At 72.5% G+C, this 23,338-nt stretch carries 19 protein-coding genes, 5 tRNA genes and 2 pseudogenes; 11 read left to right on the top strand and 15 right to left on the bottom strand.

Translation table 11 applies throughout. The features are described 5' to 3' along the window. The first annotated feature begins 280 nt into the window (after nt 1–280). Nucleotides 281–3,181: a glycoside hydrolase family 9 protein gene (locus F8271_RS07280; RefSeq protein ID WP_192580178.1), complete on the top strand. Its 2,901-nt coding sequence runs from the start codon at nt 281–283 to the stop codon at nt 3,179–3,181. A 63-nt stretch (nt 3,182–3,244) separates the two neighbouring features. On the opposite strand, the gene F8271_RS07275 is transcribed toward F8271_RS07280, so the two are convergent. The 5 genes from F8271_RS07275 to bioB all read right to left on the bottom strand — a co-directional run bounded on the left by F8271_RS07275 (nt 3,245) and on the right by bioB (nt 5,516). After that, complete coding sequence (locus F8271_RS07275) at nt 3,245–3,460, bottom strand: hypothetical protein (RefSeq protein ID WP_151488874.1); 216 nt, start codon at nt 3,458–3,460, stop codon at nt 3,245–3,247. Nucleotides 3,461–3,531: 71 nt separating this feature from the next. Beyond that, nucleotides 3,532–3,720 (bottom strand): hypothetical protein, encoded by a 189-nt coding sequence (locus tag F8271_RS07270; RefSeq protein WP_151488873.1) that lies wholly within the window; start codon nt 3,718–3,720, stop codon nt 3,532–3,534. Nucleotides 3,721–3,809: 89 nt separating this feature from the next. Further along, nucleotides 3,810–4,316 (bottom strand): GNAT family N-acetyltransferase, encoded by a 507-nt coding sequence (locus F8271_RS07265; RefSeq protein ID WP_151488872.1) that lies wholly within the window; start codon nt 4,314–4,316, stop codon nt 3,810–3,812. Between the two features lie 4 nt (nt 4,317–4,320). Beyond that, nucleotides 4,321–4,560 carry a hypothetical protein gene (locus F8271_RS07260; RefSeq protein WP_370461879.1) on the bottom strand — a complete coding sequence of 80 codons (240 nt, stop codon included), beginning with the start codon at nt 4,558–4,560 and terminating at the stop codon, nt 4,321–4,323. After that, nucleotides 4,521–5,516: a biotin synthase BioB gene (gene bioB / locus F8271_RS07255; RefSeq protein WP_151488870.1), complete on the bottom strand. Its 996-nt coding sequence runs from the start codon at nt 5,514–5,516 to the stop codon at nt 4,521–4,523. The genes F8271_RS07260 and bioB overlap by 40 nt, the downstream gene beginning before the upstream one ends. A gap of 157 nt (nt 5,517–5,673) precedes the next feature. Between bioB and F8271_RS07250 the strand changes: the two genes are divergently transcribed. Together F8271_RS07250 and bioD are read left to right on the top strand one after the other, a co-directional pair. After that, nucleotides 5,674–6,840 carry an 8-amino-7-oxononanoate synthase gene (locus F8271_RS07250; protein ID WP_151488884.1) on the top strand — a complete coding sequence of 389 codons (1,167 nt, stop codon included), beginning with the start codon at nt 5,674–5,676 and terminating at the stop codon, nt 6,838–6,840. 76 nt (nt 6,841–6,916) lie between these two features. Further along, the gene (bioD, locus tag F8271_RS07245) at nt 6,917–7,621 is read left to right on the top strand and encodes a dethiobiotin synthase (RefSeq protein WP_151488883.1); all 705 of its coding nucleotides are present in this window, start codon (nt 6,917–6,919) and stop codon (nt 7,619–7,621) included. Between the two features lie 105 nt (nt 7,622–7,726). On the opposite strand, the gene F8271_RS07240 is transcribed toward bioD, so the two are convergent. Genes F8271_RS07240 through F8271_RS07230 form a run of 3 tightly spaced genes read right to left on the bottom strand, consistent with a single transcriptional unit; the run spans nt 7,727 to nt 10,459 of the window. Continuing rightward, nucleotides 7,727–8,569 (bottom strand): polysaccharide deacetylase family protein, encoded by an 843-nt coding sequence (locus F8271_RS07240; RefSeq protein WP_225854213.1) that lies wholly within the window; start codon nt 8,567–8,569, stop codon nt 7,727–7,729. A gap of 24 nt (nt 8,570–8,593) precedes the next feature. Beyond that, the gene (locus tag F8271_RS07235; RefSeq protein WP_151488868.1) at nt 8,594–9,781 is read right to left on the bottom strand and encodes a cytochrome P450; all 1,188 of its coding nucleotides are present in this window, start codon (nt 9,779–9,781) and stop codon (nt 8,594–8,596) included. A gap of 9 nt (nt 9,782–9,790) precedes the next feature. Next, nucleotides 9,791–10,459 carry a methyltransferase gene (locus tag F8271_RS07230; protein WP_151488867.1) on the bottom strand — a complete coding sequence of 223 codons (669 nt, stop codon included), beginning with the start codon at nt 10,457–10,459 and terminating at the stop codon, nt 9,791–9,793. 177 nt (nt 10,460–10,636) lie between these two features. Between F8271_RS07230 and F8271_RS07225 the strand changes: the two genes are divergently transcribed. Then, nucleotides 10,637–11,491 carry a hypothetical protein gene (locus F8271_RS07225; protein ID WP_151488866.1) on the top strand — a complete coding sequence of 285 codons (855 nt, stop codon included), beginning with the start codon at nt 10,637–10,639 and terminating at the stop codon, nt 11,489–11,491. Between the two features lie 90 nt (nt 11,492–11,581). Here F8271_RS07225 and F8271_RS07220 read toward each other — a convergent pair whose 3' ends face one another. Then, nucleotides 11,582–14,509 (bottom strand): M36 family metallopeptidase, encoded by a 2,928-nt coding sequence (locus tag F8271_RS07220; RefSeq protein WP_192580176.1) that lies wholly within the window; start codon nt 14,507–14,509, stop codon nt 11,582–11,584. Between the two features lie 115 nt (nt 14,510–14,624). Between F8271_RS07220 and F8271_RS07215 the strand changes: the two genes are divergently transcribed. Further along, complete coding sequence (locus F8271_RS07215; RefSeq protein WP_370461878.1) at nt 14,625–14,882, top strand: hypothetical protein; 258 nt, start codon at nt 14,625–14,627, stop codon at nt 14,880–14,882. A gap of 13 nt (nt 14,883–14,895) precedes the next feature. Here F8271_RS07215 and F8271_RS07210 read toward each other — a convergent pair whose 3' ends face one another. Together F8271_RS07210 and F8271_RS07205 are read right to left on the bottom strand one after the other, a co-directional pair. Continuing rightward, complete coding sequence (locus F8271_RS07210) at nt 14,896–15,477, bottom strand: TIGR03086 family metal-binding protein (RefSeq protein ID WP_151488865.1); 582 nt, start codon at nt 15,475–15,477, stop codon at nt 14,896–14,898. Between the two features lie 73 nt (nt 15,478–15,550). After that, a complete protein-coding gene (locus F8271_RS07205) occupies nt 15,551–16,153 on the bottom strand; it encodes a TetR/AcrR family transcriptional regulator (RefSeq protein WP_151488864.1) in 603 nt (200 codons plus the stop codon). Between the two features lie 388 nt (nt 16,154–16,541). Between F8271_RS07205 and F8271_RS07200 the strand changes: the two genes are divergently transcribed. The 3 genes from F8271_RS07200 (at nt 16,542) to F8271_RS07190 (ending at nt 16,807) form a co-directional block, all read left to right on the top strand. After that, nucleotides 16,542–16,614: transfer RNA gene (locus F8271_RS07200), tRNA-Gly, on the top strand. Nucleotides 16,615–16,648: 34 nt separating this feature from the next. Next, a tRNA-Cys gene (locus tag F8271_RS07195) sits at nt 16,649–16,719 on the top strand. A gap of 13 nt (nt 16,720–16,732) precedes the next feature. Next, a tRNA-Val gene (locus F8271_RS07190) sits at nt 16,733–16,807 on the top strand. 725 nt (nt 16,808–17,532) lie between these two features. On the opposite strand, the gene F8271_RS07185 is transcribed toward F8271_RS07190, so the two are convergent. Further along, complete coding sequence (locus F8271_RS07185; RefSeq protein WP_225854212.1) at nt 17,533–18,441, bottom strand: transposase; 909 nt, start codon at nt 18,439–18,441, stop codon at nt 17,533–17,535. Between the two features lie 201 nt (nt 18,442–18,642). On the opposite strand from F8271_RS07185, the gene F8271_RS07180 reads away from it, so the two are divergent. Both F8271_RS07180 and F8271_RS07175 read left to right on the top strand, forming a co-directional pair. Then, nucleotides 18,643–18,715 (top strand) — tRNA-Gly (locus tag F8271_RS07180). Between the two features lie 26 nt (nt 18,716–18,741). Further along, a tRNA-Val gene (locus F8271_RS07175) sits at nt 18,742–18,816 on the top strand. A 208-nt stretch (nt 18,817–19,024) separates the two neighbouring features. Here F8271_RS07175 and F8271_RS07170 read toward each other — a convergent pair. Next, a pseudogene (locus tag F8271_RS07170) lies at nt 19,025–19,572 on the bottom strand (hypothetical protein). 213 nt (nt 19,573–19,785) lie between these two features. Here F8271_RS07170 and F8271_RS07165 point away from each other — a divergent pair. After that, nucleotides 19,786–20,424 carry a response regulator transcription factor gene (locus tag F8271_RS07165; protein WP_151488863.1) on the top strand — a complete coding sequence of 213 codons (639 nt, stop codon included), beginning with the start codon at nt 19,786–19,788 and terminating at the stop codon, nt 20,422–20,424. A gap of 15 nt (nt 20,425–20,439) precedes the next feature. Here F8271_RS07165 and F8271_RS07160 read toward each other — a convergent pair whose 3' ends face one another. Then, on the bottom strand, nt 20,440–22,116 hold the full coding sequence (locus F8271_RS07160; RefSeq protein ID WP_151488881.1) for a GAF domain-containing sensor histidine kinase: 1,677 nt from the start codon (nt 22,114–22,116) through the stop codon (nt 20,440–20,442). A 97-nt stretch (nt 22,117–22,213) separates the two neighbouring features. Then, nucleotides 22,214–23,329: pseudogene (locus tag F8271_RS07155) on the bottom strand (nitroreductase); the annotation flags it as partial. Between the last annotated feature and the right edge of the window lie 9 nt (nt 23,330–23,338).

Raw genomic sequence — 23,338 nt, 5'->3', positions numbered from 1 at the left:
CTGAACTGCGAAGACGGCCACCTTTGTATTGAGATCGATCGATGGTGCGATGTCCTCGATGGAGTTACCCGCGAGTACGCTCGTGCCAGCGTTGCGGCGCTGGCGGCATTGGCGGGCTTCCCAAGTGACGGTGCGCCCATTACATTGTCGATTATCCATGGGAGCGCTTCCACGGCTGCCCCTGGTCACACCGCCACCCCGCTGTCGCCGGTGGCCGCGCCGCCCCAACGCCGTCCCGCGTCGGTGCGACCACCGGCGGCGCCTGGAACAGGAGCCCGCCATGCGCCATCTGACCCGGCCGGTTCCCGGCCACGGCGGCCGGTCGCCGGTCGTCGACCAGCCCTGGCCGCGGCAACTGCTGGCCGCCGGCATCGCCCTGCTCACCGGGCTGTCCCTCGCGGTCGCCGCCCCGCTGGCCGCAACCGCGTCCGCCGCTCCGGCGAGCTTCAACTACGCCGAGGCGTTGCAGCAGTCGCTGCTCTTCTACGAGGCGCAGCAGTCCGGTCGACTGCCCGATTGGAACCGGGTCTCCTGGCGCGGCGACAGCGCGCTCACCGACGGCGCCGACGCGGGACTGGACCTCACCGGCGGCTGGTACGACGCCGGCGACCACGTGAAGTTCGGCTTCCCGATGGCGTTCAGCGCCACCATGCTCGCCTGGGGCGCGGTGGAGTACCGCGGCGGCTACACCGCCTCCGGGCAACTGCCGCACCTGCTCAACAACCTGCGCTTCGTCAACGACTACTTCATCAAGGCGCACCCGTCGGCCAACGTCCTCTACGGACAGGTCGGCAAGGGCGACGACGACCACAAGTGGTGGGGTCCGGCCGAGGTGATGCCGATGGCGCGGCCCGCGTACAAGATCGATGCGAGCTGTGGCGGCGCGGACCTGGCGGGGGAGACGGCGGCCGCGATGGCCGCCTCCTCGATGGTGTTCCGGCCCACCGACGCGACCTACGCCGACAAGCTGCTGGGCCACGCCCGGCAGCTCTACACGTTCGCCGACACCGTGCGGAAGTCCTACCACGAGTGCATCACCGACGCGACGAGCTTTTACCGCTCGTGGAGCGGCTGGCAGGACGAGCTGGTCTGGGCCGCGATCTGGCTGCACCGGGCCACCGGCGAGGCCAGCTACCTGACCAAGGCCGAGAGCGAGTACGACAAGCTCGGCACCGAGAACCAGTCCACCACCCGCTCCTACAAGTGGACCATCGCCTGGGACAACAAGCAGTTCGGCGCGTACGTGCTGCTGGCCAACCTGACCGGCAAGCAGAAGTACGTCGACGACGCCAACCGGTGGCTCGACTACTGGACCGTGGGAGTTAACGGGCAGCGGGTGCCGTACTCGCCGGGCGGGATGGCGGTGCTCGACTCGTGGGGCGCGTTGCGCTACGCGGCCAACACCTCGTTCGCCGCCCTGGTCTACAGCGACAAGACCACCGACACGACCCGCAAGGCGCGCTACCACGACTTCGCCGTCCGGCAGATCAACTACGCGCTCGGCGACAACCCGCGCAACTCCAGCTACGTCATCGGGTTCGGCGCCAACTCGCCGCGCAACCCGCACCACCGCACCGCGCACGGCTCCTGGTGGGACAGCCAGACCGTGCCCGTCGAGACCCGGCACACCCTCTACGGCGCGCTGGTCGGCGGCCCGTCCGCGGCCAACGACGCGTACAGCGACAGCCGGTCGGACTACGTGATGAACGAGGTGGCCACCGACTACAACGCCGGCTTCACGTCCGCGCTGGTCCGGCTGACCTCCGAGTACGGCGGCACCCCGCTGGCGAACTTCCCGGTCGCCGAGACGCCGGACATCGACGAGCTGACCGTGGAGACCACGGTGACGCAGGCCGAGCCGCGAGCCACCGGGCTCAAGGTGATGGTCTACAACAAGTCGGCGTTCCCGGCCCGCGCCCTGACCAACGGCACGTTCCGGTACTACTTCCGGCCCGACGGCACCGGCGCGGTGCAGGTCACCGCCGGCTACACCCAGGGCTGCCCGTCCCCGACCACCGCCAAGCAGTTCAGCGGTGACATCTGGTACGTCGAGGTGGACTGCACCGGGTACACCATCGCTCCGGCGGGCCAGTCGCAGCACCGGATGGAGGTCCAGTTCAAGATCGGTGTGCCGGAGGGCGGCACCTGGGATCCGACCAACGACCCGTCGTACCAGGCCACCGCCGGGCCCAACCGCAAGGTGCCGCTCTACGCCGGCAGCACCCGTGTCTGGGGCGAGGAGCCGGGCCCGGTCGTACCGGACACCACCAAGCCGACCGTCCCCGGTACCCCGGTGGCGTCCAACCTCGGCCCCCGCACGGTCACCCTGACCTGGGCGCCGTCGACGGACAGCGGCGGCAGCGGCCTCGCCGGCTACGACGTCCGCGAGTTCATGGTCGGTAACGACGTGGTGGCGACCCGGCGGGTCACCGAGAACTCGATCACCATCACCACGCTGCTGCCGAAGCGGACGTTCGAGTACACCATCGTGGCGCGCGACGGCGCGGGCAACGAGTCGGCGGCCTCGCCGAAGCTCACCGTGACCACGCCACCGGCCGGCACCGCCGACACCACCCCGCCGAGCACCCCCGGCACCCCGGTCGCCTCGGCCGTCACCGCCACCGGGCTCACCCTGGCCTGGACCCCGTCGACCGACAACGTCGGCGTCACCGGTTACCGGGTCTACCGCGAGGCCGGTGCGACCGACGTGCTGGTGGCCTCGCCGACCGGCACCACCCAGGCGGTGACCGGCTTGACCGCCTCGGCGGCGTACCAGTTCTACGTGGTGGCCGTGGACGCGGCCGGCAACACCTCCGCGGCGTCCGCGCCGGTCGCGGTGACCACCGCGCCCCCGCCGGTCGGCGGCACCTGCTCGGTGGGGTACGCCACGAACGACTGGAGCACCGGCTTCACCGCCACGGTGACGATCACCAACACCGGCACCAGCGCGATCAACGGGTGGACGCTGCGATTCAGCTTCCCCGGCGGGCAGACCGTCAGCCAGGGCTGGTCGGCGACTGTCAGCCAGACCGGCGCGGCGGTCACCGCCACCAGCCTGTCCTACAACGGCACGATCGCGCCGGGGGCGTCGGTGAGCTTCGGCTTCAACGGCAACCACAGCGGCAGCAACCCGAAGCCGACGGCCTTCACCGTCAACAACGCCGCCTGCACGGTGGCCTGACCCGCACCCGCGTTCGAGATCTTGGACAGTTTCCGTTCCGCGCGGACGGAAACTGTCCAAGATTCATTTTTGGGCCGGGCGTCGACGGGGTGCGGTCGAGGTCCAGCCTGCGGCTATGAGAGCGCAGCGGACCGTCTCGGCGACTTCGCCGGGGCGGGCGCGGACCAGCCAGACGGGAAAGCGCAGAATCCGGTCGCCGCCGGCCCAGACGTCGTTCTGCCGGCGCATGTCGTCCGCCCACTGCCGGGCGTCCATCTTGTGCGCGCCGTCGATCTCCACCTGCACCCGTCACTGGCGCGAGTACGCGTCCCGCCAGCGGTTCCGACCCGCCGCGTCGACCCGATGCTCCCTCAGGTCCGGAGCGGGCAACCGGTGCCGGTCAACACGATTCCTCGACAGATCGATCGCCACCGTCCGGAGCGGATCCGACCCCACACCGTGCCTTCGCTGAGCAGACGGGACACCTGCGCGGTCGTCAGGACACCCGACTGCTCGGAGGCGAGCCAGTCGAGTTCGTCGGCGTCGTCGGCGGGCAACATTCCCGGGAGTCTCGTCACCGTCCGGCGTTCCCGCCACCAGATCTTGGACAGTTAGCGTTCGCGCCGAACGGAAACCGTCCAAGATCTCGTCAGTCGGTCAGGTCGTCGGCGAGCAGGTCCATCAACAGGCCGTCGTGCCAGCGGCCGTCCTCGCCGCGCTCGTAGCGGCGCAGCACCCCCACCGGACGGAAACCCACCTTGGCGTACGCCCGGATGGCGGCGCTGTTCGCCGCCGCCGGATCGATGGTGAAACGGTGGTGGCCGTACTCGTCGATCAGGTGCCGGGCCAGCGTACGGATGGCGTCCACGCCGAGCCCGGCACCGCGCGCCGCCGGATCGAGGAAGATGTCCAAGCTCGCGTGGCGGTAGTCCGGGTCGGACTCGGCGTACCACTGGATCGCGCCGATCACCCGGCCGTCGTGCTCGATGGCGTACAACGTCAGGTCGTCGTCGTCCAGGTCGGCGCGGACGGAGTCGGCGAGGTCGGTGCCGCCGCGCCACCACCGGCGTACCTCCGGGTCGGCCCGGATCGCCGCGAGGGCCGGCACGTCGGCGACCGTCGCCGGCCGCAGTGTCACCGCCCGCCCTCGCAGCATCGGCTCAGCCCCGGATCTCGCCGTGCTCCACGCAGACCGCCGACCAGCCGACCGGCAGCACCTGCACCTTCATCCGGCGGCGGCACCGCTGGCAGAACCGGGGCGGCTCCAACTGGCGGGCGGACACGCAACCCGGATGGGCGGTGCCCGCCGTCGCCGGCTCGCCGCACCGGTCGCACCACAGCTCGGTCGTCGTCATGGTGGTCACAGCGTGGCAGAGAGCGCCTTGACCGGCATCTTCAATTCGTCGAGCAGGTCGAGGTCGGCGGTCGCCGGCCGACCCAGCGTGGTCAGGTAGTTGCCGACGATCACCGCGTTGATGCCACCGAGCAGACCGTCGCGGGTGCCCAGGTCACCGAGGGTGATCTCCCGACCACCCGCGTACCGCAGGATGGTCCGCGGCATGGCCAGCCGGAACGCGGCGATGGCCCGCAGCGCGTCCTTGCCCTCGACCACCGGGCGGTCACCGAGCGGGGTGCCCGGCCGGGGGTTGAGGAAGTTGAGCGGCACCTCGTGCGGGTTCAGTTCGGCGAGCTGCGCGGCGAACTCGGCCCGCTGCTCGACGGTCTCACCGAGGCCGAGGATGCCGCCGCAGCACACCTCCATGCCGGAGTCGCGGACCATCCGCAGCGTCTCCCAGCGCTCCTCCCAGGAGTGCGTGGTGACCACGTTGGGGAAGTACGACCGGCAGGTCTCCAGGTTGTGGTTGTAGCGGTGTACGCCCATGTCGACCAGGTCGTCGACCTGCTCCTGGGAGAGCATGCCCAGCGACGCGGCGACCTGGATGTCGACCTCGGCCCTGATGGCGGCGACGCCCTCGCGCATCTGCTTCATCAGCCGCGCGTCCGGGCCGCGCACCGCGGCCACGATGCAGAACTCGGTCGCCCCGGTCTTCGCGGTCTGCTTCGCCGCCTCGACCAGCGACGGGATGTCCAGCCAGACCGAGCGCACCGGCGAGGTGAACAGGCCGGACTGGGAGCAGAAGTGGCAGTCCTCCGGGCAGCCGCCGGTCTTCAGCGACACGATCCCCTCGACCTCGACCTCCGGGCCGCACCACCGCATCCGCACGTCGTGGGCGAGTTGCAGGGCGGCGGGCAGGTGCTCGTCGGGCAGGTTGAGCACAGCGAGGATGCCGGCCTGGTCGAGGCCGACACCGTCACCCAGGACCTGGGTCCGGGCCTGGTCGAGGATCTCTGGCATGGCTCGTACCCTACAAGGCCCCCCGATCAGCCGGAATGACCTGGCAGGTCGTCGGCCCCTCGCACCGAGTGGGATTCGTCGGGCCGATGGTGGCGGGTGGTAATTTCGCCCGGCGGGTGTCGGCGTGACCGGCGCGGACGGCGGCGAAGGGGTGACGGTGGCGGACTGGCTGGCGGCGCTCGACCGCCGTGCGGAGCTGCGGGCGAAGGCCGGGCTGACCCGGCGGCTGCACCCGCGTCCCGCCGGCGACGGTATGACCGACCTGGCCGGCAACGACTACCTCGGCCTGGCCACCCACCCGGAGGTCATCGCCGCCGCCGCGGCGGCACTGTCGGCGTACGGGCTGGGGGCCACCGGGTCGCGGCTGGTGCGCGGCTCGACCGACGCGCACCAGGCATTGGAGGACGAGCTGGCGCGCTGGCTGGGCACCGACTCATCGCTCGTCTTCTCCTCCGGGTACCTGGCCAACCTGGGCGCGCTGCGGGCCCTCGTCCAGCCCCGTACGCTGCTCGTCTCCGACGCGCACAACCACGCGTCCCTGATCGACGGCGCTCGGATCTCCGGCGCGGAGACCGTGGTCACCGCGCACGCCGACGTGACGGCGGTCGCGGCCGCGCTGGCGGCGGCCCCGGGCCGTCCGGCGGTGGTGGTGACCGAGTCGGTCTTCTCGGTCGACGGTGACCTCGCTCCGTTGGCCCGGCTGCACGCGGTGGCTCGCCGCCACGGCGCGCTGCTGCTGGTCGACGACGCGCACGCGCTCGGCGTGACCGGTCCGGCCGGCGCCGGCGCGGTCGCCGCGGCCGGGCTGGCCGGCGAACCGGACGTGGTGGTCACCGCCACCCTGTCGAAGGCGCTGGGCGGCGCGGGGGGAGTGGTCGCCGGCCCGGCCGAGTTCGTCCGGCACCTGGTCGAGACCGGCCGGACGTTCATCTTCGACACTGCGCTGCCACCGGCGGTCGCCGCCGGGGTGCATGCCGCGCTGCGGCTGACCCGGGCCGGTGACGACCTGCGCGCCGACCTGGCCGAGCGGGTGGCGTTGGCGGTCGGCCGGCTGCGCGCGGCCGGGTTGGTCGTGTCCGCGCCGGACGCGGCGGTGATCTCGGTGACCGCTCCCGGGCCGCAGGCGGCGACCGCCTGGGCCGCCGCCTGCCGGGACCGGGGCGTCGCGGTGGGCTGTTTCCGGCCGCCGTCCACCCCGGACAGCCGTTCCCGACTGCGACTCACCGTCAGTGCCGGGGTCCCCCGGGCGGACTTCGAGCGGGCCGTGGACGTCATCGTGGAGTGTGCGCCCGTGCCGGCGAGGGAAACCGAGGTGGTCACGTGAGCGCGAGGAGTGAGCCGGGTTTGCGAGCCCCGCAGTCGCGAACAGAGGTGGCACCGTGAGCGCGTGGCAGGGTGTGGTGCTGGTCACCGGGACCGACACCGAGGTTGGCAAGACCGTGGTGACGGCGGCGATCGCGGCCGCCGCCCAGGCCGCCGGGCTGCGGGTGGCGGTGGTCAAACCGGGTCAGACCGGTACGGCCGGTGGTGAGCCGGGTGACGTGGACGCGGTGAACCGGCTGGCCGCGCCGTTGACCGGTCGTACGTTGGCGAGCTACCCGGATCCGCTGGCGCCGTTGGCCGCCGCCCGGGTGGCCGACCTGCCGCCGTTGGAGTTGTACACGGCGGTGGACGCGGTCCGCGACGAGACCGACAAGCATGACCTGGTGCTGGTCGAGGGTGCCGGTGGGCTGTTGGTGCCGATGGGGCTGCGTCCGTCGGGGGAGCCGTGGACGATGGCCGACCTGGCGGTGTCGCTCGGCGCGCCCGCGGTGGTGGTCGCCCGCGCCGGCCTGGGCACGCTCAACCACACCGCGTTGACCCTGGAGGCGCTGGACCGTCGGGCGGTGCCGGCAGGTGTGGTGATCGGCGCGTGGCCGGCCACGCCGGAGCTGGTGCACTGGACGAACCTCACCGATCTGGTGCCGAACCTGCTCGGCGCGGTGCCGGACGGCGCCGGTGCGATGGATCCGGGTGTGTTCCGGCGCTCGGCGCCGGGGTGGCTCACTCCGGACCTGCACGGAGTGCTCGACGACTGGCGGACGTGGGCCGAGGAGAGCGGCTGAACACCTGACTTTCGTCGGTGTCCGCGCAGGTCGGGCGTGGGTAGCCTGGCCGCCGTGAGGATTTCGGACCGCTCGTGGCCGGGTTCGCCGGCGTGGGCGGACCGGTCACCGCACGTAGTCCTCCAGCAGTGCCGGCGTGAGCCCGGCCCGGTGGATCGCCTTCAGCGCCGCCAGCAGGTCGTCCATGAGTGCCGGCCGGAAGTGCATGAGCAGCACGTCGCCGGGGCGGACGACCTTCTCCGGGGTCTGGTAGCGCACCTTGCCCTCGTGGACGGTCTCCGACCAGTGGAAGACCGCCTTCATGCCGCAGTCGTGCGCGGCGCTCAGGGTGCTGGCGTCGCGGTTGCCGAACGGCGGACGGAACAACGTGGGGCGCTTGCCGAACAGGGTTTCCAACCGGTCCGCCGCCCCGCAGATCTCCTGCTTCTGGTAGGCGTACGACCGGCCGGACAGCGAGGTGTGCGTGATGGTGTGGTTCTCCACGACCCCGCCGGCCGCCTCGATCTGCCGGAAGTAGTCGGTGTGCTCCGCGGCCGCCGGTGAGTTGAGGAACAACGTGACCGGGATGTGTGCCTCCCGGATGAAGTCGATCACCGCGGGTGGTCGGGCCAGCCCGCCGTCGTCGATGGTGATGAAGGCGACCTTCTGCTCGGTCGGCAGGCGGTGCCAGAACGGGACCGGACCGGTCGTCGGCAGCGGCACCGGTTGCGGTGGCGGCACCAGCGGGAAGGTCGGCACCTGGGACACGTACCAGGCCAGACTCCCCGGTGCGGGCGTCGCCGTCGGGGACGGCGACGCCGAGGGGACGGGGACCGGGCTGGACGGGCTCGGCGCGGCGACGGTGATCCGTCGGGCGTGCAAGGCGGGGCCGGCTGTGCAGGCACTCAGCGCCAGGAGCGCCAGAAGCGTTGCGACGACACGGATCCGACGGGCAGGGATGGCTGACACGCCCGGAAACATACCGAGCGGATGTCAGGATCCGGTCAGCTCGGTGCCACCGGAGCGCCGGATGACGAAGGCGTCCGGCATCCGGAAGGTGAGATTGTCCGGGCACCAGGGCGGGCGGACCACCCGTACGCCGTCCAGCAGGTGCACGGCCTCGGCCACCACCACGGCCGCCTCCATCCGGGCCAGCACGTCACCGACGCAGCGGTGCGCGCCCGCCCCGAACGCCAGGTGCCGGCGCGATCCGCGCTGGCCCGGTCGGAACTCGTCGGGCGACTCGACGACCGCCGGATCCCGTCCGGCGCGGGCCAGCCACAGCACGATGCTGGTGCCCGCCGGCACGGCCGTCCCGCCCAGCGTGGTGTCCGCCGCGGCGACCCGCCGCCACGTGACGATCGGCGGTTCCAGCCGCAGCCCCTCCTCCACCACGTCGCCGACGGCGATCTCGCCGGTGCGCAGCCCGGCCCGCACCGCAGGCTCGCCGGCCAACCGGTGCAGCAGCAGGGTGAGGAACTGCGAGGTGGTCTCCTGCCCGGCGACCAGCAGGAAGAAGAGCGCGCCGACCACCACGTCCGGCGGGTGCCCGGCCGTACGCAGGTCGGCGGCCAACCCGCCGCCGGTGGCCGCGAAGTCGCGCAGCACGCGGTGGAACCGGCCCACCTCGGTGGCCAGCGCCACCTGCCGGTCGCCGTCCAGCGGCGCCCAGAACAGCTCCAGCGCGGCCCGCGCGAACTCCTTCACGGCGCCGACCGGCGCGTCCGGCAGCTCGACGAGGCGGGCCAGGACCAGCAACGGCAGGTCGGCGGCGAGGTCCGCGTACAGGTCGACGGGCCGACCGGCGTCGAGCGTGGCGCCCAGTCGGGCGACCCGGTCCCGGACCAGCGCCGTGAGCCAGGGGCGTTGCGCGGCGACCCGGGTGGGGTGCAGCGCGTCCGCGACGATCGCCCGGATCGACGGGTGGCTGGCGCCGGAGTTGTTCGCCAGGGTCGGCGGCAGCCGGAACCGGTGCCCGGCCAGCATCCGCAGCGCCGTCACCGGCATCGGGGTCACCGCGTCGAGCGCGTTGTCCGGCCGGTAGCCGACCGGGTCGGCGAGGACCTGCCGGACCAGCGCGTGCCGGGTGACGAGCAGGTGACGTACGCCCACGTGGTCGGTCACCTCGGCGACGTCCGGCCAGGGTGCCTCGACCGCGGACTCCCAGCTGGAGAACAGCACGGCGACACGCTAGCGGGCGGCTCCGGGCAGCTCGGTGCGCAACTGCCAGACGGTGGTGCGCTTCACCCGGACGCTCTCCAGCGCCTCCGGCACCGGCACGTCGTAGTTGGCCAGCTCGTCGAAGCGGTCCCGGGGCAGGAACGCCCGGCCGGGGTCACCGACCAGCGCCGGCGCCCCGGCCCGGGCGGCGCGCAGCAGGAACCGCAGCACCCGACGGGCCATCGCGTCGCTGTAGAACACGTCTCCGGCGAGCACCACCTCGGCGTCCCCGGCGTCGCCGTCGAGGATGTCGCCGAACTGGGCGTCGACGCGTACCCCGTTGGCCTGGGCGTTGAGCGCGACCGCCGCGACCGCCAGCTCGTCCACCTCGACGGCCCGCACGGACGCCGCGCCGGCCCGGGCGGCGGCGATGGCCACCAGGCCGGAGCCGGAGGCGAGGTCGAGCACCCGGCGCCCGGCGACCACCTGCGGGTGGTCGGTCACGTAACGGGCGAGGGCCTGACCGCCGGCCCAGGCGAACGCCCAGAACGGCGGCGGCCGATCGGAGGAGAACTCGCCCTCGGTCAGCTCCCAGAGCCCGATCGGCTCGTCCGCCTGGTGCAGGCGCACCTCGGGAACGAACGGGACCGGGGCCAGTCGGGCGTGCAGCCGGACGAACGTGCTGGAGAGCTCGGACACCTGCCCGATTGTTCCAGCGACCGGCCGCCCGGCGTGTCGCGGGGGACCGGTGACCGGTTCACCACCGTCGGTGAAAACCCGGCCCCCGCTTGCCGCCCGGTGCGAACACACCCGTCTGGTCGCGGCGGTGCGCCGCTCCTAGCGTTGCGAGGTGGGGACGACCGAACGGAGGCGGCGGTGGCGACGGTGTGGCGGAATGCGCTGCGGGTCGGGGTGGTGCTGGCCGGCCTGACCGGGGTGGTGCCGATCCTGGCCGCACCGGCACAGGCGGCCTTCGCCACCGAGATGAGTGGCCTGCCGGCCCGGTTCACCGCCGGCGGTCAGGTGCGGACGATCTCGGCGGTGGTGTCGCAGACGGATCGGCGCGGCGGATGCGCGAAGGTGCGCTGGTCGATGGTGCTCAGCGTGCAGGGCATCCGCCTCGACCAGGTGAAGATGGACCGGGTGGAGGAGTCCGGCGACTTCCCCCTCGAGGTCCGGACCGAGGGCGATGTGGCCCGGCTGACCGACCGGCAGCTCGACCCGGGCACCCTCTGCCCGGGCCGTACCGTCACGGCCCGCTACCGGGTGGCGTTCGACGAGGACGTCACCCAGGGGCGGGTCACCCTCGCCGCCGAGGCGTACGACGCGAACCTGCGTCTGCTGGCCCGACAGACCGCCACCCGCTCGGTGGTGGGTGCGGGTGCCACACCGACCGGCGCGGCGCAACCGAGCGCGACGCCGGCACCGCCCAGCGACCCGGCGAGTGAGCCGGCCGAGGCCGAGGACACACCGTCCGAGGAGCCGGTGGCCGACCAGCCGGTCGACGCCGCGCCGCCGGCGGACGGGCGTCCGGTCGCGCAGACCGGCGGGTTCGGCGTGGTGCAGGCCGCATTCCTGCTCGGCGGGCTGCTGCTCTCGCTCGGGGTGGGGTTGCTGCTGCGGCTGCGCCACCTGACCCGGGCCGCGACGAACGAGGCCGAGGACCCGCCGGTGGACCGGCGCTGGGAGAGGCCGGCGCCGCCCGGCCGCTGGCGGCCGGCGCGACGGTGACCGGCGGCCCGCCCGTCGCCGAGCTGGCGGCCGGCACGCCGCCGACATCGGGGGCCGTGGGACCGGCGGGGGTCCGCCGGCCCCACGGTGTCACCGGGAGAACGCCTGGAACTCGGCGATCCTGACCTGGTTCCGGGCCGTGCTGGCGGTCGCGCAGTCCGTCGTCGTGGCCGGGTCGGCGTCCTGCTCACCCGCGTACTGCGGGCCGTCGGTGCACTGGCTGGCGAGCACCTCCAGCCGCAGGTGGGTGGCGACGGTGGTGGGTACCGCGAACGACCGCAGGTTGATGTCGCGGCTGTACGCCCGGTACGCCCCGCCGGGGAACGCGTCGGTCGCGCTGGTGTAGATCCGCTGCCAGCGCGACGGATCCGCGCAGTCGGTGGTCGTCGCGTTGCAGGCCGACACCGCGAACGAGCGCAGCGCGCTGAGCGCGTTCTGACTGCCGGTGTCGGCGTCCCCGGTGATCGCGGGACGCAGCATCGCGCTGACGTTGAGCCGCTTCACCGTCTGCGGCGCGTCTCCCGGCAGCGCCACGGTGACCTGCCGGCCGGCCACCCCGTCCAGCGAGGCCCAGTTCGTGGCCTCGGTGTCGTCGGCGATCCGGTCCAGGTTGACCCCGTCGCCGGTGATCGTCGCCCCGGACGTCGTGGACGCGAGGTTGCGGCTCATCCGCAGGTCCACGTATCCGCTCCGGCCGGCCTCGGCGACCACGCTGAGCCGCTGGTGCCCGAAGCCGGGCGCCACCGCGAGGAGGTCGTACGTGCCGGCCACCAGCTCCAGCGTGTCCGGGATCGGCGTCGCCGGGTCGGTGTCCGCGATCGGCGTCGCCCGAGCCTCGTACGCCCCGACGTACACCCGGATCGGCGCGTCCACGCTGTCGCCGCGCGGGCGCAGGGTGAGCGTCGCGTTGCCGCCGCGCGGCGAGGCGAAGCTCGGCGTCGGGTCGGTGTCGCCGGCACCGAAGGTGGCGGCGTCACGGCCCATGCCGGAGCGGGCGAACTCGGCCCAGATCAGGTCCTGGTTCGCGCCGCCGAAGCGCAGCAGGTCGGCGGTGAGCATGTTGTCCCGCATGTCGAGCATGCTGACCTGGCTGGCCGCCTGGAGCAGGAACGAGTCGAAGACCAGCTGCGACCAGCGCCGGTTGCCGGGGCACTGGTCCGCCGCGACCTTCCCCTGCGCGCAGTCGAGCTGCCGCTGCGGGGTGCCGAGACCGTACCGCTTGACCAGCGCCGAGCGGACCCGGAAGTTGGTGGCGCCCCAGATCTCCCCGTCGGCGTGCACGGCGGGGCCGGCGGTGTTGTAGCCGATGTCGGAGTAGTTCAGCGGGCTGCGGCTGAGGTCGTAGTTGCGGATGCCGCTGACCAGGTTGCCGGTGACGTAGCCGCCGGTGACGAAGGGCGTCTCACCGGGCGCGCGTAGCCCGTTCTGGTACAGGTACTCGGCGGCCAGCAGGTCGCCCCACGATTCACCCATCGCCCCGCCCTGGTGGCCGCCGATCCCGCTGTCCGGGCCGGCGATCATCCGGTTGGTGATGGCGTGCGTGTACTCGTGGCCGATCACCGTCATGTCGTAGTCGCCGTCCACGCACGGCGGGTACGGCCCACCGGCCTGCGGCTGCCACAGGTACATGTTCGTGGTCGGCGGCAGCCCGTCGCGCCCGGTGCCCTGGTTGGCGTTGTTCCGGTTGCCGGTCAGCGCGCCCTGCTGGGCTCGGCCCTGCTCGGCGTCGCCGCCCAGCCCGGCCGGGGTGAGGTTGACCGCCTGGAGGTTCCACGCCGACTCGGTGAAGCCCAGCTGGTACGACCAGTCGTGCATCCGGTTGTGCATGGCGAAGAGGTTGGCGATCGAGGCGTCCGCGTCGTTGCGCTGCGCGGAGGTGAACACCTCCGGGTTGCACTTCGCCTGGTGCCACTGGTCGGCGAACGGGTACTCGTAGCGGCGTTCCGGGCTGGTGTAGGTCGGCGTGCCGGTGCCGGCGCCCCAGGAGAGCACCGTGTTGGCCGAGTTGCCGCGCGAGGTGAAGGTGGGCGTGCCGGTGGCCGCGTCGACGTCCCACGGTTGGCCGGTGGCCGGGTCGCGGAAGGCTGCCTGGCAGCCGGGCGCGGGGTCGCCGCACCAGCGCACCCGGGGGTCCTGCCCCGGGCCGAGGTCGCGGGGCGGGGTGGCCGGGAAGACCGCCCAGCTCGGATTGTCGGAGTCGAAGTCCACGAGGTCCTCGCGGACCAGCACCTGGCCGGTGATGCCGTCCACGTAGCTGGTGTACGCGGCCGGGTGGTCGCTGTCCGCGCTGATGAGGGTCACCTCGTACGCGGCGCGGGGGCCGTCCAGCGGGGTGGGCACCGCCACGGTCCGCACGGTGTGGCTGCTCACCGCGCCGGCGTCCAGCCCGGCGTCGGCAAGCGCGGCGGCGTACGCCTGCTCGGCGCTGCGGGTGGCCGGCGCGGGTGCGCCGGTGTCGCGGGCCAGCGAGGAGCTGACCGAGAGCACCGTGCCGCCGGCGACCGCGACGGTGACGAGGCCGTCCGGTCCGGCCGGCAGGTCGCCGAAGCGTTGCCGGAGGGTGACCACGGCGCCGCTGCCGATGGGGCGCACCAGCACCCGTTCCATGGCGGCGACGGTGGCGGCGTCCATGGCGAACAGGTCACGGTTGGCGGTGAGGTAGGCGCGGGCGGCGGCCTCCGGGTCGGTGGGCAGCCCGGTGGCGAGCGGCGTGCGGCCGGGGCCGAGCGCGTGCGGGGTGCCCAACCGGTTCCACCGCACGTCGGGGTCGGCGGCGCGGGCCAGGCCGCGCTGGCGGGCGTCGGGTGCCGCCGTACCTCTGCGGTTGTCGACGTCGGCGGGCTGGTGCCCCTCGGCGAACGGTCCGGACCGGCGTTCGGCGGACGCCGGTTGTGCGCTGGGGGCCGCGGTGCTCACGCCGGTGGGAAGCAGCGCGGCGGCGGTCGCCGTCGTCGCCAGGATGGCGATGAGCCGGCGTCGACGCCGGCTCATCGGGGGTGACCACTCCGGTTGTGGCACGGGACCTCCTGGTGGGAGCGGGATGGCCGGCGGTCGCCGGCCGACGCAGCGCGGTGACGCATGCGCATCTGTGGATATCAGCCGACCGGGGTCGCGGCAAGGCCCGGAGCCCCTGATGCGGCAAAAGATCGAGATAGCTCGACTTTACAAAAGGCGGCCTCAGCTCCAGCGGCACAGCGACCACTACGCCAACCCGTTGTGCCGCTACCAGACGTTGCGCAGTTTCGACACGTCACCGCAGTTGCCGGCGGGTTGCGCCACCATGGTGGTGGTCGCGCTGGTCCCGCCGCTGTGGCGGCGTCTGATGGACCACCGGGTGCTGGCCCACTATGGCGGCGACCGTACGCGGGCCAACGTCCAGGCCCGGCGCTGATAACGCGCCGCGATCAGTCGCCCGGCGCCCAGTCGGGGTCACGGCCGAACGCGGCCAGCAGGTGATCCTGCTCGTCGGCGTCGTCGGGCACCCGCATCCCGGTCCGGACCAGGTTGTCGACGCGGTAGTCGTCGACGCGGGTGGCGAACCACCGGGCGCACGCGCGTACCGCCTCCGGGTCCATCCGCGGGTCGGCCCCGATCGCCACCGCGACGTCCCAGCCGTGCACCAGGTGTTCGGCGAGGAGCTGCTGGAAATACTCGGCGGCGGGGGTCTCGCCGGCGGAGAGGTGCACGGTGCGGTCGATCGTGCCGGGATGGGTGGCGGCGATCTCGGCCTGCGCGGCGGCCTCCCGCGCCGTCGTCGCGGGGTCGGTGCCGAGCAGGTCGCCGTCGAACCGGCCGCCGACCTCGTCGATGGTCCGGCCGGCGAGCAGCGGGACGCTCCATCGGTCCTCACCGACCACGTGGTTGATCAGCGCGCGGACGTCCCAGTCCGGGCATGGTGTCGGGTCGGCCCACTGGCCGGGCGAGACCTGGTCCACCCGGTCGACGAATTCGGCCAGGCTCCGGCGGTACGCCTCCAGCAGGTCCATACCGTCGATTGTTCCGGCCGGCGGGTGGGGCGGAGCCGTTTTGCGCGCGACGGTGGGTGCCGCCCGCCCCGGCTCAGTCCAGCTCGGCCGGGTCGAGGCCCAACTCCCGGGCGGTGACCAGCCGGACCCACTCGCCGAACTGCCGGCGGGAGATCACCCGGTCGTGCACGGCGAGCTGCACGGCCAGCCCGTCCATCACCGCGCTGATCCGCCACGCCGCCCCGTCCGGGTCGGCGCACTGGAAGGTGCCCTCGGCCACCCCGGCGGAGATCACCGCGGCCAGGTCCTGCCGCCACCGCAGGTCGAGCCGGCGGGAGACCTTCTCCAACTCGGGCGTACGCAACGACTCGGACCAGCCGTCGATCCACATCGACCAGGAGGTGGCCCGGCCGGCCGGGGTGTAGAGCTTGAGGATCCGGCGGAGCTTGGTCAGCGGCGGGGCCGGGGACCGGGTAACCGCGTCCAGTCGGGCCAGGTCCTGCTCGACGGCGTACGCGAACGCCTGCGCGAGTAGCCGCTCCTTGGTGGCGAAGTGGTAGAAGACCAGGGCCTGACTGACACCGGCGGCCTGTGCCACGTCGGCCGTCCGGGTGTTGGCCAGACCACGCTCCACGATCACGTCGCAGGCGGTGCGCAGCAGGGCATCCAGGCGGATCTCGGCCGCACGTCTCGTCACGACCGTTACCGTAGCCCATCCGAACGAACACGAACAGTTACCGCCACCGCTTGATCCGCGATGCGACAGTCGGAAGCCGGACACTTCCCGGAGGTGCGGTCGGTCGTTCTTTCCAGAGTGTTCGTCGAGGTCTGGCGCTCGCCGCCGGAGGGCCGGACCGTCCGCCGACCGGTGCCCGGCCGGTCCGCGGCGCGGCCGGTCGAACCGTGTCGGAGTGTGACGGTCGGGAGTCGTTCGCGCCACCAGACCAGCTCCCTAGGAAGCTCACGGGTGTTGGTCCCGATCTCGGTGACGATGCCCCGGGACGCGCCGAGACGCCCCCCGAGTTGGCAGTCGTTCCCGGGCTCGGCTAAAGTTCTCATCCGTCACCCGGGAACACCGGGGGCGTGCGGACGTAGCGCAGCTGGTAGCGCATCACCTTGCCAAGGTGAGGGTCGCGGGTTCGAATCCCGTCGTCCGCTCGGAGCTGCCGCCACGCATGACGGGGGCAACCTCGGTGGGGTGGCCGAGAGGCGAGGCAACGGCCTGCAAAGCCGTGTACGCGGGTTCAAATCCCGTCCCCACCTCGGCATTATGCACGGGCGATTGGCGCAGTGGGAGCGCGCTTCCTTGACACGGAAGAGGTCACTGGTTCAAACCCAGTATCGCCCACCAGCTAGACCGACAGGTCAAAGGCTCGTTACCGGAAGTCCGGTAACGAGCCTTTCTGGTTGTGCCCCTTACGTTGGGAGTGAACTGGGAGTGCATGATCACCTTTTGGCTGGTGGAGCGGCGTGACTGCGGGCTGAGCTAGGAGCGTGTCTCAGTACCGGGCAATCCGTCTTTGTCTCGTGATCTTCAAAAAGGTAACGGGTGATCCCGGTATGCGTCGTGAGGATGGGTTGTTCGAGGCCGAGCCGGTCGAGCCGGAGCCCTGGTCATGAACCACATGGCGATTCCGTCCGTTTGACAGATGAGTGGCAGGACTCGCTTGCCACCCAAGAGAGTCGCCAATCCACCTCGCAAGAAGGAGAAAAACGTGCCACAGCCAGGAGGTCAGCCCACATTGCCAGGCCAGGTCGCCTCATCGGCCGGCCCTGTGAATGAGGTCAGGGTGGTACCTGAAACTCCGGGCAGCCCTCAGCCCCTGCTGCCCTCTACCATTGCCCTCCATGCCCCTCCTCCCGTCGCTAGAATTCATCCGAGGCCCCTTCCGAGGTATTGGTCGCATCCTCTGCCGAAAGCGGGTTCCCGTCGCGACCCTCAGCCCCTGCTGCCCTCTACCATTGCCCTCCCTGCCCCTCCTCTCGCCGCTAGATCCCGCCCCACTGCTCCATCATCCAGCCCTTTCGCCCCATCAGCCGCGCTGAGGTCGTCTCAGACGGATTTGAACCGACAGGTCAATGCGCCGCGACAAGCGACCCCGAACGCCATGGATCCCCAGCCCCAGCCTCATCGTGGCAAGCCCAACCCTTCAGCCGGCGTCCTGCGCAGGTTTTGATATCGCCATGGCGCGACCCGGCAGTTCTCGATCTGATTCGTAGCGCCGCAGTGCTGCGGGGCGACGGTCCGGCCGGACGCACGTCGATCGGCCCACCGCCTCTACCTGCCGAAGCGGTGGGCCGATCGGCCTGGGCTCTCACCTGGGGGTACTGCTGCAGAAGGTCTTCGATGCCCTCGGCGCGTAGGGCAGTGACGTCGGGCATGCGTCCGGGTCGGACCGCGCCGCACCACAGCAGGCGGCCCTTGCCGTCGCTGATCACGGTGGCCTTGCCGGTGTTCTGTTTCTTCTTGCCGGAGACGAACGCGCGCCTGCCGGGTCGGCCTGCTTTCGGGCAGCGGACCTGGACTTCGGTGCCGTCGATCCGTAGTTCGACGCTCTCGGCGGCGGCGTAGGCGAACACGTCGGCAAGGGTCCGCAGCCGTACGCCGGGCTTGCCGGGTACGGCGAACCCGCGGGCGGCCAGCAGCGGACGGATCTCGCCGACGGCTCGGGTGATCGTGGACCGGTCCACCCGGTAGGGCAGGGCCAGCGCGGCGTGCGGTAGCTGCAAACGCAGCGCGACCAGGGTGACGATGACCCGGTCGGTGAACGGCAGGTCGTGGTTCGGGTCGGCGCCTTCGGCTCGGAGCCGGTCCCGGCCGCGTCGCTCGTGCAGGCGGGACTCCTGCTGAGCGGTCCACGGCTCGGTCAGTACGGCAATCAGCTTGGCCAGTACGGCAATCAGCTTGGCCAGTCCGCGTCGCAGGGTACCGGTGAAGATACGACGCGACAAGGCCGTGCGGCTTGGTCTTGACGTCACAATCATGATCGTCCCGCACGGCCACCTTCATGACCGACGCGGGTCACTCAGCTATCGCGCACCAAGTCATTAGGGGGTGTGGTGCGCTCTCGCGGGTCATCAGTACCCCGACGTCGACCAGTGCAATCGCCGGCGCCCAGGGTGCCGAACCCGCCGATCTTGGCATCGGGTAGAGTTTCCCCTGTCGCCGGCGCTCGCCGGGGACGTGCGGACGTAGCGCAGCTGGTAGCGCATCACCTTGCCAAGGTGAGGGTCGCGGGTTCGAATCCCGTCGTCCGCTCGCGATGTGTCCCACGGGGCCACCACGGGCGATTGGCGCAGTGGGAGCGCGCTTCCTTGACACGGAAGAGGTCACTGGTTCAAACCCAGTATCGCCCACCATCTATCTGACGCGAGGCTGGTAGCCGCTGGTTGCCGGCCGGTGCCGAGCGCCTCGCTCAGCCGTCGCGTCGCCGCAGGGCCGACTCGACAGGAACGACCGTGACGGCCGTCGGCAGCAGCGCCACACTCACCAGGCCCAGCAGCCACCACGGCAGGACCGCCGCCGGGTCGGCGGCTTGGCCGCCCCCTGAGGGGCCCGTCGGCGCGTTCAGGTCGGCACGGTCGGCAGGTCGAGCACCTCGTCGACACGGCGGCGGGGAGTCGGCCGGCCCGGCTGGCCGTACCCGATCCGCAGCACCATCTGCGGCGTGCCGAACCGTCCCAGCGACAGTCGCAGCTGCTCCCGGGCGGTGGGCACCTCGATCGGTTGGAAGAGCATCGACACGCTGAGCCCGGCGTCGGTGGCGGTGAGCAGCAGCCGTTGCAGCGCCTGCCCGGCGATCACCTGGTCCACGGCCGTGTTGCCCACCGAGCCGAGCACGCCCACCAGTGGCTCGGGCTCGAAGTCCCGCCCCGGGGCGGTACGCCGGCCACGGCCAGCGCGACGCGCAGGTTGAACAGGGTTGCGCCGCAGGCGATCCGTACGCCCCACCCGCTCGGGTCGGTCGCCGGCAGCCGGCGGGTGGGGTCGGCCAGCACCTCGATTCCGCCGTCACGCAGTCGCAGCCGCCACGGCTGGGTGTTGTGCAGCGACGGTGCCCGGACCGCGTCCACGGCGGCGGCCCGCAGGTGGGCCGCGGTGTAGCCGATGTCCATGGCGGTGCTCCTTTCCCGGTGGGCCGGCGGTGGGTGGTGCCGGTACGGCGGCGCACCCCTACGGTCCGTCCGCGGGGTCGGCGCTGAGCAGGGCCGGACGTCCCGATCCGCCGGGCCCGACCGGCCCTGACCGGGCGTCCCCGGCCGTCGGTCCGTGGTGGTCGGGACCTTCGGCCCGTGCGGCGGTGCGCGGGCACCGGGTAGAAACGAGGGATGATCCGCGTGTTCCTCCTCGACGACCACGAAGTCGTCCGCCGTGGCCTGGCCGACCTGTTGCAGAGCAGCGGCGACATCGAGGTGGTCGGCGAGTCCGGCTCCGCGCAGGAGGCGGCCCGCCGCATTCCGGCGTTGCGGCCCGACGTGGCGATCCTCGACGCCCGGCTGCCCGACGGCAACGGCATCGACGTGTGCCGCGACGTGCGCGCCGTGGACTCGTCCATCAAGGGCCTCATCCTCACCTCCTACGAGGACGACGAGGCGCTGTTCGCGGCGATCATGGCGGGCGCCGCCGGGTACGTGCTCAAGCAGATCCGCGGCACCGACCTGGTCGACGCGGTGCGCCGGGTCGCGGCCGGGCAGTCGCTGCTCGACCCGGCCATCACCACCCGGGTGTTGGAGCGGATCCGCAACGGCGTCGAGCAGCCGCGCGAGCTGAAGTCGCTCACCGAGCAGGAACGGCGGATCCTGGAGTACGTGGCGCAGGGGCTGACCAACCGGGAGATCGCCGGGAAGATGTTCCTCGCCGAGAAGACGGTGAAGAACTACGTCTCCAGCGTGCTGGCCAAGTTGGGCCTGGAACGCCGCACCCAGGCCGCCGTCCTGGCGACCCGCCTGCTCGGCAAGACCACCTGACCCGACCCGCGCCGCTCAGTCGCGCAGCGGCACGGCCCAGCACAACTCGGTGCCGTGCGGTTCGACCCGGCCGACCGTGAAGGTGCCGCCGTGGCGGTCGGCGCGTTCCCGCAGGTTGACCAGGCCGCCCCGGGCGGCGGCCGGGTCACAGCCGACCCCGTCGTCGGTGACCGTCACGCTCACCTGGCCGGCGTCGACACGGACGGCGACGGCGACCCGACCGGCCTGCGCGTGGCGGACCGCGTTCGACAGGGCCTCGCGCAGCACGGCGGTCAGGTCGGGGCGGATGGCGTCCGGGACGGCGCTGTCCACCGGCCCGGTCAGCTCCAGGTGTGGCGTGAAGCCCAGCGCCTCGGCGGCCAGCTCGATCGCCTCACGGATCTCGGTGCGCAGCGCGGCGGTCATCGGCGTCCGCAGTTCGAAGATGGTCCGGCGGATGTCGCGGATGGTGGCGTCCAGGTCGTCGACGGCCGCGTTGATCCGCTTGGCGACCTCCGGGCGGGTCATCATCGGCGCGGCGCTCTGCAGTTGCAGGCCGGTGGCGAAGAGCCGCTGGATCACCACGTCGTGCAGGTCACGGGCGATCCGCTCGCGGTCCTCCAGGACCACCAGCAGCTCCCGTTCCTCCTGGCCGCGGGCCCGTTCCATGGCCAGCGCCGCCTGCCCGGCGAAGCTGCCCAGCAGGGCCACGTCCTCCTCGCTGGCGCCGCCGCCGCGCTCCGGCCGGTGCGCCACGATCAGCACACCGTGCAGGGTCTCGGCCGTGGCCAGTGGTGAGATCATCGCCGGGCCGGTGTGCAGCAGCGCCGGCCACGGCGCGGCGTGCGCCAGATCGTCCACCTGGTCGTGCCGCCCCTCGGCGAGCGCCGCGCCGAAGCTGGTGTCACCCGCCGGGAGGACCGTGCCGACCAGCGCCCGCGCCTGTTCGTCGGCGCCGTCGACCACCTCGACGGTGAACTGCGCGGCGTCGCTGTCGTAGAGGAGCACCAGGGCCAGCTCGGCCTCGGCGACCTCCCGGGCACGGCGGGCGACCAACGCCAACGCGTCGGTGCGGCGGACCTCGCCGAGCAGCACCGTGGTGATCTCGGCGGTGGCGGCGAGCCAGCGTTCCCGCCGGTGCGCCAGGGCGTACAGGCGGGCGTTCTCGATGGCCACGCCGGCGGCGGCGGCGAGCGCGACGACGATCTCCTCGTCGTCCTCGGTGAACTGCGCGCCGCCCTGCTTCTCGGCCAGGTAGAGGTTGCCGAACACCTGGTCGCGGATGCGCACCGGAACGCCCAGGAAGCTGTGCATCGGCGGGTGGTGGGCCGGGAACCCGTACGAGCGGGGGTGCTGGGTGATGTCCGGCATGCGCAGCGGCCGGGGGTCGTCGATGAGCAGGCCGAGCACGCCCCGCCCGTGCGGCAGGTCGCCGATCCGCGCGTGCTGCTCGGGCGTGATGCCGTGCACGATGAAGTCGTGCAGCAGCCGGTCCGGACCGACCACGCCCAGCGCCCCGTACTGGGCGCCGACCAGCTCGCAGGCCGCCTGCACGATGCGTTGCAGGGTGGTGCGCAGATCCAGGTTGGTGCCGATGCCGACCACCGCGTCCAGCAGGGCGCGCAGCCGCTCCCGACTGGTGACCACCTCGCCGACGCGGACCAGCATCTCCTGGAGCAGCTCGTCGAGGCGGACCCGGGACAGGGGGCTCAGCCCGAGTGACGGGGTCACCGGCGATTCCGGACGGGGGTGCGGGACGCTGCTCGTCACGGGGCGATGGTAGCGCCGGTGCAACTCCTGGCCGGACCCGTCACTCGCCGCGGACCGCGGAGGTGTCGACCACCTGCTCGGTGGCGAGCCGCGGGGTGTGCGGCGGGCCGGCATGCGCCGGGTCCGCGATCCCCAACCGCAGCACCAGGTACGGGAAGCCGAGCCCCGCGAGCAGCTGACGCAGGATCTCCCGGGTGCCCGGCACCTCCACCACGGCGCTGAGCGGCACCACCGACACACCGAGCCGGGTGGCGGTCAACCAGCCGGCGGAGAGCGCCTCACCGGCACGCAGCCAGCTGTCCGGTTCGTCCTCGTCGCCGTGCAGCAGCGCGTACACGGCCGCGCGGTCGTGACCGGGACCGACCGGCAGGCTGCCGGGGCGGCCGAAGTCGCGGGCCGGCACGGTGGTCTGCGGTGGCTGCTCGGGCAGCACCTCCGCCGGCAGCCCGGTGCCCGCGCCGGCCCGGCCCGTCCAGTACGCCAGTTCGGCGCGCAGCTCCGGATCCTCGGCCTCGACCGTGTCGGCGTGCCCGGCCGTGGCGGCCAGCTCCAGCACCTGGTCACGGTCGAGGATCTGCAGGCGGCCACCCTCGCCGGTGACCGCCCGGGTGATCTGCTCGATCGCGGCGGTCGGCACCGGCTCGTCGCTGACCGGCCGCCGGTCGGTGTGCCGGACCTGCATGCACTGCACCATGTGCATGGCGTCCGGGTCGGCGTCGGCGCGGCTCAGGTCGGTCAGCCGGGCCAGCAACTCGCGGTCGCCCGGGTCGGGTAGTCGTTCCACCACGGCGCGCCATCCCTGCGCGGCCAGCGCCAGGCGGGCGTGGTGCAGGGCGGCGCCGCAGCTGATCGCGAGCAGCCGGCCCTCCGGATCGGTGGCGGCGAGCTGCCGGTCGGCGACGGTGCGCAGCTCCAGCGCGTCGGGCAGCACCCGCCAACGCCACGGCTGCGTGTTGTGCACCGAGGGCGCGTGGCCGGCGGTGGCGGCGGCCTCCGCCAGCGCGGTGGTCAGCTGGCTCTCCTGACTCATGGTCACGACCTTTCCGTCTCTGCCCATCGTGCCTCACGGGTGCGGTGCCGCGCGTGGCTTGCCGCACCATCGTGTGGCATCCGGTGCCGTCGCACAGGGGCCGCAGGTCCCGACCCCGTCGGGTCGTTACGCCCG

It is taken from the genome of Micromonospora sp. ALFpr18c, from assembly GCF_008868155.1.
In the GTDB taxonomy this organism is placed as follows: Bacteria; Actinomycetota; Actinomycetes; order Mycobacteriales; family Micromonosporaceae; genus Micromonospora.
The sequence above is the reverse complement of the archived record's forward strand: the minus strand, read 5'-3'. Positions and strand labels throughout refer to the sequence as shown.

Bases quoted from the DNA above. Each gene is read 5' to 3' on its own strand.
- F8271_RS07280 (WP_192580178.1), top strand. From the start codon at position 281: ATGCGCCATCTGACCCGGCCGGTTCCCGGCCACGGCGGCCGGTCGCCG.
- F8271_RS07270 (WP_151488873.1), bottom strand. From the start codon at position 3,720: ATGTTGCCCGCCGACGACGCCGACGAACTCGACTGGCTCGCCTCCGAG.
- F8271_RS07265 (WP_151488872.1), bottom strand. From the start codon at position 4,316: ATGCTGCGAGGGCGGGCGGTGACACTGCGGCCGGCGACGGTCGCCGAC.
- bioB (WP_151488870.1), bottom strand. From the start codon at position 5,516: ATGCCAGAGATCCTCGACCAGGCCCGGACCCAGGTCCTGGGTGACGGT.
- F8271_RS07215 (WP_370461878.1), top strand. From the start codon at position 14,625: ATGCGGCAAAAGATCGAGATAGCTCGACTTTACAAAAGGCGGCCTCAG.
- F8271_RS07210 (WP_151488865.1), bottom strand. From the start codon at position 15,477: ATGGACCTGCTGGAGGCGTACCGCCGGAGCCTGGCCGAATTCGTCGAC.
- F8271_RS07185 (WP_225854212.1), bottom strand. From the start codon at position 18,441: ATGATTGTGACGTCAAGACCAAGCCGCACGGCCTTGTCGCGTCGTATC.
- F8271_RS07165 (WP_151488863.1), top strand. From the start codon at position 19,786: ATGATCCGCGTGTTCCTCCTCGACGACCACGAAGTCGTCCGCCGTGGC.